We start from the raw sequence: 8,400 nt of genomic DNA, 5'->3' as shown, positions 1-8,400 counted from the left end.
AGCGGGGCGAGCCGGGGGGCGCCGCGCAGGGGGCGGTAGGCGAAGCGTTCGGCTCCGATGGCGATGGTGGTGGAGACGATGACGGCGCCTACGAGCATGAGGGGGATGGCCACCCACATGGTGGTGGAGCCGGGGAGCCAGAGCCAGACGGTGAGGGCACCGAAGCCGCCGACCATGAAGATCTCGCCGTGGGCGAAGTTGATGAGCTGGACGATGCCGTAGACCATTGTGTAGCCGATGGCGATCAGGCCGTACATGGATCCCAGTAGCAGGCCGTTGACCAGCTGTTGCGGCAGTTCGTGCACCGCAGGTCCTCCGAGTTCTTCGAATGCGACGGATACGGCACCGCTGCGACGGTTCTGCCGTCGCCGCGCCGGATGTGACGCCGCGCGGGGCGCTGTCGGGCAGCGCCCCGCGCGGCGGTGTCGTGTGCTGCGGGGTGTCGTGTGCTGCGGGGTGTTGTGCTGCGGGGCGGGTCAGCCGGTGTAGGTGCCGGACTTGACCGGCTTCCAGCCCTTGGCGGGGTCGGTGGTGTCCTTGACCTGGTAGACGGTGAGCTGCTTGTTGGTGGCGTCGCCGTACTTGTCGAAGGAGACCTTGCCGGTCACGCCGTCGAAGGAGACGTCCTGCATGGCGTCCACGATCTTGGCGCGGGCGTCGGAGGGCAGTTCGCCGTCGTTGTCCTCGACGACCTTTTTGACGGCCTCGATGATGGCCCAGGCGGAGTCGTAGGAGTAGCCGCCGTAGGCCTCGTAGGCCTCCTTGTAGCCGGCCTTCTCGTAGTTGGCGATGAATTCCTTGGCGGAGGGCAGCTGTTCGACGGGCTGGCCGACGGAGGTGGCGTAGTCGCCCTTGCCGTCCTTGCCGGCGAGCTTGATGTAGTCGGCGCTGTAGATGCCGTCACCGCCGACGAGGGGGATCTTGGCTCCGGCCTTCTTCATCTGCTTGCTGAGGGGGCCCGCGGCCGGGTATTCGCCGCCGTAGTAGACGACGTCGGCGTCGGAGTTCTTGATCTTGGTGGCGACGGCGCCGAAGTCCTTGGTGTCCGGATTGACGTGTTCGGTGCCGGCGACTTTGCCGCCGAGCTTGGTGAACTCGTCCTTGAAGGTGGCGGCGAGTCCGGCGCCGTAGGTCTTCTTGTCGTCGACGACGAAGACCTTCTTCTTCTTGGCCGTGTTGTACAGGTACTGGGCGGCGAAGGGGCCCTGGATGGCGTCGGTGGTGGCGGTGCGGAAGTAGGCCTTGTACGGGCGTACCTTCTTGCCGCCGTTCCAGTCCGGGCCCTGGGTCATGGCCGGGTTGGTGTTGGCGGGGGAGACCTGGACGAGTTTGGCGTCGTCGAAGACCTTCTGCATGGACTCGCCGACGGAGGAGTTCAGCGGGCCGACGGCGCCGAGCAGCTTCTTGTTGGCGACGAACTTGGTGGCGTTCGTCTGGCCGGAGGAGGGCTGGCCCTGGTCGTCGGCGGCCTCCATCTTGAAGGTGATGCCGTCGACGTACTCCTTGGCGTTGGCCTGCTTGATGGCCAGCTCGACGGAGTTGCGGATGCCGAGGCCGAGTGCGGAGAGGTCCCCGGTGAGCGGCGCGTCGACGCCGATGACCACGGTGGTGCCGCCGCCCTCGCCGCTCTCCTTGTCCTTGTCGTCGCGCGAACCACACGCGGTGAGGGTGAGCGCCCCCGCGGTGAGTGCGGCGGTGATGGCTATGAGCGAACGTTGACGCACGATCAGTCCTTTCCCCTGGCACGGCTGTCCCTTGCTGGAACGCCGAGTCGAGCGCGGAACCGAACTGAGAGGAATCCGGTGGGCGCGGTGACTGGCCGTGACTCTAAGGGCGCCTTTGTTCCAGGTGGAGTGGTCGGACCAAGGCTGTGACGCTCTTGTTATGCCACGGAGTATTCCGGGGTGGAACGCAGGGGGCGGTTGGGGCCGAATATGACCTTGTTCGGTGGATCTCGACGTATCCACATGCTGAGAATCCCCAGGACAAAGTGGCAGGAGTGTAAAGACGTTTAGCTCATGACATGCGTGTTCGTGGGCATGCGGCGCGCAGAGCCGCAGAAAGATCATTCGCGTATTCCGGACCCAGGATGTAACTCTGCCGCTCGTTTGCGCGTGCATTACGCAGTGTTACTTCTAGGAAAGGGAGCCCGGCATTCCGTGGCACTTCTCCGCATTCGCGAATGTGCATCGTGATGATCAACTTCCGGGGAGTTCCCGTTTTCACCGTGAATGGGGGGCCGGGGGAGGTACGCACCGAAAGAGACGCCGAGGGCTGGGCGACCTGGCGGACGGTCACCGGGGGCCCGGACGCCTGGGTGAAGGTGACGGCGAAGGTGAAGTCCCGCTCTCGGGCCCTGGGGCGGGACATCTCGCCCGTGTACGTCACCGACACGCTCTGCGACGGCCAGGGTGGCGGCGGCTCCGGCGGCGGCTGGGGGCGGGTCAGATAGAGGCTCAGGCCGGCCGCGCCCAGGGCCACCGCCGTGGCGACGGCGATCGCCGTACGCCGGTGCCGCGTCCCGCGCCGGGCGGGCGGCGCGGGCTCCGGGGCGGCGGCCTCGTGGTCGTAGGTGTCCTCGCCCGGCTCGACGGGCCCGACGGCATTCATCCGTACGGCCCGCCGTCGCGGCGGCGCATCCGGTGCCTCATGCGCCGAGGCTAGACCGGAGCCAGAGGCTCCGGCCCTGTGCGTGCGGCCCCTCTCGGGATCAGGCGGCGGTCTCAGGCGCCGGTCTCATGGGTCAGGCGGCGGCGCCGCCCGCGGGCGCGTCCCGCAGCATGCACGTCAGGCGCGCGCTGCACACCCGCTTGCCCTGCTCGTCGCTGATCACGATCTCGTACGTGGCCGTGGAGCGGCCGCGGTGCACGGGCGTCGCCACGCCGGTGACCAGGCCCGAGCGGGCGCCGCGGTGGTGGGTGCAGTTCAGGTCGACGCCGACGGCGAGCTTGGTGATGCCGCCGTGCAGCATCGCGCCGACCGAGCCGAGGGTCTCGGCGAGGACCGCGGAGGCGCCGCCGTGCAACAGGCCGTACGGCTGGGTGTTGCCCTCGACCGGCATGGTGCCGACGACGCGCTCCGCCGAGGCCTCCAGGATCTGGACGCCCATGCGGGTGCCGAGGTGGCCCGCCGAGAACAGGGAGGGCAGGTCGACACCGAGCGAGGCGTACTCGTCGATGACCTCCTGCGGGAACTTCACGCTGTGCTGCTCGCCCATGGGGCCCGGCTCCGTTCGTTCGACGTCGTCACCTGTCGCTGAGCGAACGCTCAGTCGACCGTGGATTGTTCCAGGCGCACGACGACGGACTTGCTGGCAGGGGTGTTGCTGGTGTCCGCGGTGGCGTCCAGCGGCACCAGGACGTTCGTCTCCGGGTAGTAGGCCGCGGCGCAGCCTCTGGCCGTGGGGTAGTGCACGACGCGGAAGCCGGGCGCGCGGCGCTCCACACCGTCCCGCCACTCGCTGACCAGGTCGGTGTACGTGCCGTCGGCGAGGCCCAGTTCCCTGGCGTCGTCGGGGTTGACCAGGACGACGCGGCGGCCGTTCTTGATGCCTCGGTAGCGGTCGTCGAGGCCGTAGATGGTGGTGTTGTACTGGTCGTGGGAGCGCAGGGTCTGGAGCAGCAGGCGCCCTTCGGGGACGGACGGATACTCCACGGGGGCGGCCGTGAAGTTGGCCTTGCCGGTGGTGGTGGGGAAGCGGCGCTCGTCGCGCGGGGCGTGCGGCAGGGCGAAGCCGCCGGGGTGTGCCACGCGCGCGTTGAAGTCCTCGAAGCCGGGGATGACGCGGGCGATGCGGTCGCGGACGGTGGCGTAGTCCTTCTCGAACTCCTCCCAGGGGGTGCGCGAGTCGGGGCCGAGGACGCGGCGGGCGAGGCGGCAGACGATGGCGGGCTCGGAGAGCAGCTGGTCGCTCGCGGGCTTCAGGCGGCCGCGGGAGGCGTGCACCATGCCCATGGAGTCCTCGACGGTCACGAACTGCTCGCCGCCCGCCTGGAGGTCGCGCTCGGTGCGGCCGAGGGTGGGCAGGATGAGGGCGCGCGCGCCGGTGACGGCATGCGAGCGGTTCAGCTTGGTGGAGACGTGCACGGTCAGGCGGGCCTTGCGCATGGCGGCCTCGGTGACCTCGGTGTCGGGGGAGGCCGAGACGAAATTGCCGCCCATGGCGAAGAAGACCTTGGCCTCGCCGTCGCGCAGGGCGCGGATGGCGCGGACGACGTCCAGGCCGTGGTGGCGGGGCGGCGCGAAGCCGAACTCCTTCTCCAGGGCGTCGAGGAAGGCGGGCGCGGGGCGTTCGAAGATGCCCATCGTGCGGTCGCCCTGCACGTTCGAATGGCCGCGCACGGGGCAGACGCCTGCGCCGGGGCGGCCGATGTTGCCGCGCAGCAGGAGGAAGTTGACGACCTCGCGGATGGTCGGCACGGAGTGCTTGTGCTGGGTGAGGCCCATCGCCCAGCACACGACGGTGCGCTTCGAGGCGAGGACCATGGCGAGGGCTTCCTCGATGCGGGCGCGGTCCAGGCCGGTGGCCTTGAGGGTGTCGTCCCAGTCGGCGTCCTGGGCGGCGGCGACGAACTCCTCGTACCCATGGGTGTGTTCGCGTACGAACGTCTCGTCGACGGCGCCCTCGGTCCGCAGGATCAGCTTGTTCAGGAGGCGGAAGAGCGCCTGGTCGCCGCCGAGGCGGATCTGGAGGAAGAGGTCGGTGAGGGCGGTGCCCTTGAGCACGCCTCGCGGGCTCTGGGGGTCCTTGAAGCGCTCCATGCCCGCTTCGGGCAGCGGATTGACCGTGATGATCCTCGCGCCGTTGCGCTTGGCCTTCTCCAGGGCGGCGAGCATGCGCGGGTGGTTCGTGCCCGGGTTCTGACCGGCGACGATGATCAGATCCGACTTGTAGAGGTCTTCGAGCAGGACGCTGCCCTTGCCGATGCCGATGGTCTCGGTGAGCGCGGAGCCGGACGACTCATGGCACATGTTCGAACAGTCGGGGAGGTTGTTCGTGCCCAGCTCGCGGGCGAAGAGCTGGTAGAGGAACGCCGCTTCGTTGCTGGTGCGTCCGGAGGTGTAGAAGACGGACTCGTCCGGGCTTTCGAGGGCGGCGATCTCCTCGGCGACGATGTCGAAGGCCCGCTCCCAGGAGACCGGTTCGTACCGCTCGGCGCCCTCCGCCAGATACATGGGGTGGGTGAGGCGGCCCTGCTGGCCCAGCCAGTACCCACTGCGGGTGGCGAGGTCGGCGACCGGGTGCGCGGCGAAGAAGTCGGGGGTGACGCGGCGCAGGGTGGCTTCCTCGGCTACGGCCTTCGCGCCGTTCTCACAGAACTCCGCCTTGTGGCGGTGGTCCGGCTCGGGCCAGGCGCAGCCGGGGCAGTCGAAGCCGTCCTTCTGATTGACCCGCAGCAGGGTCAGCGCGGCGCGGCGCACGCCCATCTGCTGCTGGGCGATGCGCAGGGTGGGACCGATGGCGGGCAGCCCCGCCGCCGCGTGCTTGACCTCGGCGACCTGCGGCGCGTCCTGGACCGGATCGCCCTTGGGCGGCTTGCTTGCCATGGTCGGCTCCCCTTCGAGCACGTACGTGAGCTACGTCTCCGATACTCCCACGCGGCAGTGACAATGCCCGGCTCAGGGGCCGGGCGGGACGGGACTGTCAGTGGGGCGTGGCAGGATCGGGGACGTGGCAGAGACAGCAGCGAAGAAGAAGTCCGAGACCGCGGCGACCAAGGCCGGCGGGGCGGGTGGCGAGCAGCGCCCGCGCCTGCTCCTCATGGATGGGCACTCCCTGGCCTATCGGGCGTTCTTCGCGCTGCCCGCGGAGAATTTCACGACCGCGACGGGCCAGCCGACGAACGCGATCTACGGCTTCGCGTCCATGCTGGCGAACACGCTGCGCGACGAGGCGCCCACGCACTTCGCGGTGGCGTTCGACGTGTCGCGCAAGACGTGGCGCTCGCAGGAGTTCCCCGACTACAAGGCGAATCGCTCCAAGACCCCCGACGAGTTCAAGGGTCAGGTCGAGCTGATCGGCGAGATGCTCGACGCGATGCACGCGGTGCGCTTCGCGGTCGACGGCTTCGAGGCGGACGACGTCATCGCGACGCTCGCCACGCAGGCGGAGGCGGCCGGCTTTGAAGTCCTGATCGTCACGGGCGACCGCGACTCCTTCCAGCTGATCAGCGACCACGTCACCGTGCTCTACCCGACGAAGGGCGTCTCGGAGCTGACGCGCTTCACCCCGGAGAAGGTCTTCGAGAAGTACGGCCTCACGCCCGCCCAGTACCCCGACTTCGCGGCGCTGCGCGGCGACCCGTCGGACAACCTCCCCGGCATCCCGGGCGTCGGCGAGAAGACCGCCGCGAAGTGGATCAACCAGTTCGGTTCGTTCGCCGACCTCGTCGAGCGCGCCGAGGAGGTCAAAGGCAAGGCCGGGCAGAATTTCCGCGACCACCTGGAGTCGGTCAAGCTCAACCGCCGCCTGACCGAGATGGTGCGTGACGTAGAGCTGCCCAAGACCGTCGCCGACCTGGAGCGCGCTCCGTACGACCGCACGGCGCTCGCCATGGTCCTGGACACCCTGGAGATCCGTAACCCCTCGCTGCGCGAGCGGCTCCTTGCCGTCGACCCGGGCGCCGAGGAGGCCGAGCAGGCCCCGGCCGAGCCGGGCGTCGAGCTGGACGGCGTGGTGCTCGGCGCGGGCGAGCTGGCTCCGTGGCTGGCCGAGCACGGCAAGGCGGTCCTCGGCATGGCCACGGTCGACACCTGGCAGCTCGGGTCGGGCACGGTCACCGAGGTCGCGCTCGCCGCGGCCGGGGGAGCGGCCGCCTGGTTCGACCCGGCGAGCGTGGACGAGGCCGACGAGAACGCGTTCGCGGCCTGGATCGCCGACCCGGCCAAGCCGAAGGTCCTGCACAACGCGAAGGCGGTGATGAGGGTCTTCCCCGAGCACGGCTGGGCCGTGGCCGGCGTCACCATGGACACCGCCCTCGCCGCCTACCTGGTCAAGCCGGGCCGCCGCTCCTTCGCCCTGGACGCCCTCTCCCTCGAATACCTGGGCCGTGAGCTGGCGCCCGCCTCCGCCGCGGACGGCCAGCTCGCCTTCGGCACGGAGGACGACGACCGCGCCGAGGCCGACAACCTCATGTCGCAGGCCCGCACCGTCCTCGACCTGGGCACGGCCTTCGGCGAGAAGCTGCGGGAGGTCGGCGCGAGTGACCTCCTGAAGGACGTGGAGCTGCCGACGTCGACACTCCTCGCCGGCCTGGAGCGGCACGGTATCGCGGCGGACCGCGCCCATCTGGAGGCGATGGAGCAGCAGTTCGCGGGCGCCGTGCAGCAGGCCGTGAAGGAGGCGCACGCCGCGGCGGGCCACGAGTTCAACCTCGGCTCGCCCAAGCAGCTCCAGGAAGTCCTCTTCGGCGAGCTGAACCTCCCCAAGACGAAGAAGACCAAGACCGGTTACACCACGGACGCCGACGCGTTGGCCTGGCTCGCCGCCCAGACGGAGAACGAACTGCCGGTCATCATGCTCCGCCACCGCGAGCAGGCGAAGCTGCGCGTCACCGTCGAGGGCCTGATCAAGTCGATCGCCGCGGACGGCCGCATCCACACCACGTTCAACCAGACGGTGGCCGCCACGGGCCGCCTCTCCTCGACCGAGCCGAACCTCCAGAACATCCCGGTCCGCACGGACGAGGGCCGGGCGATCCGCCGCGGCTTCGTGGTCGGCGAGGGCTTCGAGTCGCTGATGACGGCGGACTACAGCCAGATCGAGCTGCGCGTGATGGCACACCTCTCCGAGGACGAGGGCCTTCTCGAGGCGTTCACCTCCGGTGAGGACCTGCACACCACGGTCGCCTCGCAGGTGTTCTCCGTGGACCGCTCGAAGGTCGACGCGGAGATGCGGCGCAAGATCAAGGCGATGTCGTACGGCTTGGCGTACGGCCTGTCGGCGTTCGGCCTCTCCCAGCAGCTGAACATCGAGGCGGGCGAGGCGCGCGCGCTGATGGACACGTACTTTGAGCGGTTCGGCGGGGTGCGGGACTATCTGCGCCGCGCGGTCGACGAGGCGCGCGCCACGGGGTACACGGAGACGATGCTGGGCCGCCGGCGCTACCTCCCCGACCTCAACAGCGACAACCGCCAGCGGCGCGAGATGGCCGAGCGGATGGCGCTGAACGCGCCGATCCAGGGCACGGCGGCGGACATCGTCAAGATCGCGATGCTGAACGTCCACCGTGCGCTGACCGAGGCGGAGCTTGCCTCGCGGATGCTGCTCCAGGTCCACGACGAAATCGTGCTGGAGATCGCTCCGGGGGAGCGGGCGAAGGTGGAGGAGCTGGTCCGCCGTGAGATGGCGGGCGCGGTGGCGCTGCGGGCGCCGTTGGATGTTTCGGTGGGGGTGGGGGC

Annotated in this window: 6 protein-coding genes; 2 read left to right on the top strand and 4 right to left on the bottom strand. The window is 69.5% G+C overall.

Translation table 11 applies throughout. From position 1 onward, the window contains the following. A partial coding sequence (locus GKQ77_RS21910) for an ABC transporter permease subunit (RefSeq protein ID WP_443728925.1) occupies positions 1-305 on the bottom strand: 305 nt, incomplete at its 3' end. Between the two features lie 171 nt (positions 306-476). Continuing rightward, positions 477-1,724, bottom strand: a complete 1,248-nt coding sequence (locus tag GKQ77_RS21905) for a branched-chain amino acid ABC transporter substrate-binding protein (protein ID WP_219690636.1) — start codon at positions 1,722-1,724, stop codon at positions 477-479. Positions 1,725-2,227: 503 nt separating this feature from the next. Here GKQ77_RS21905 and GKQ77_RS33960 point away from each other — a divergent pair. Continuing rightward, positions 2,228-2,452, top strand: coding sequence for a hypothetical protein (locus GKQ77_RS33960; protein ID WP_219690635.1), 225 nt, complete (start codon positions 2,228-2,230; stop codon positions 2,450-2,452). A gap of 291 nt (positions 2,453-2,743) precedes the next feature. Here GKQ77_RS33960 and GKQ77_RS21895 read toward each other — a convergent pair whose 3' ends face one another. Both GKQ77_RS21895 and GKQ77_RS21890 read right to left on the bottom strand, forming a co-directional pair. Next, complete coding sequence (locus GKQ77_RS21895) at positions 2,744-3,217, bottom strand: PaaI family thioesterase (protein ID WP_219690634.1); 474 nt, start codon at positions 3,215-3,217, stop codon at positions 2,744-2,746. Between the two features lie 50 nt (positions 3,218-3,267). Then, the gene (locus GKQ77_RS21890; protein WP_219690633.1) at positions 3,268-5,547 is read right to left on the bottom strand and encodes an FdhF/YdeP family oxidoreductase; all 2,280 of its coding nucleotides are present in this window, start codon (positions 5,545-5,547) and stop codon (positions 3,268-3,270) included. A gap of 214 nt (positions 5,548-5,761) precedes the next feature. Between GKQ77_RS21890 and polA the strand changes: the two genes are divergently transcribed. Next, on the top strand, positions 5,762-8,400 hold a 2,639-nt coding region (gene polA / locus GKQ77_RS21885; RefSeq protein ID WP_258021725.1), incomplete at its 3' end, for a DNA polymerase I.

The organism is Streptomyces anatolicus (genome assembly GCF_019400875.1).
Taxonomy (GTDB): domain Bacteria; phylum Actinomycetota; class Actinomycetes; order Streptomycetales; family Streptomycetaceae; genus Streptomyces; species Streptomyces anatolicus.
Note: the sequence above shows the minus strand (reverse complement) of the source record. Positions and strands in the feature narration are given on the sequence as shown.

Bases quoted from the DNA above. Each gene is read 5' to 3' on its own strand.
- GKQ77_RS21895 (WP_219690634.1), bottom strand. From the start codon at position 3,217: ATGGGCGAGCAGCACAGCGTGAAGTTCCCGCAGGAGGTCATCGACGAG.
- GKQ77_RS21890 (WP_219690633.1), bottom strand. From the start codon at position 5,547: ATGGCAAGCAAGCCGCCCAAGGGCGATCCGGTCCAGGACGCGCCGCAG.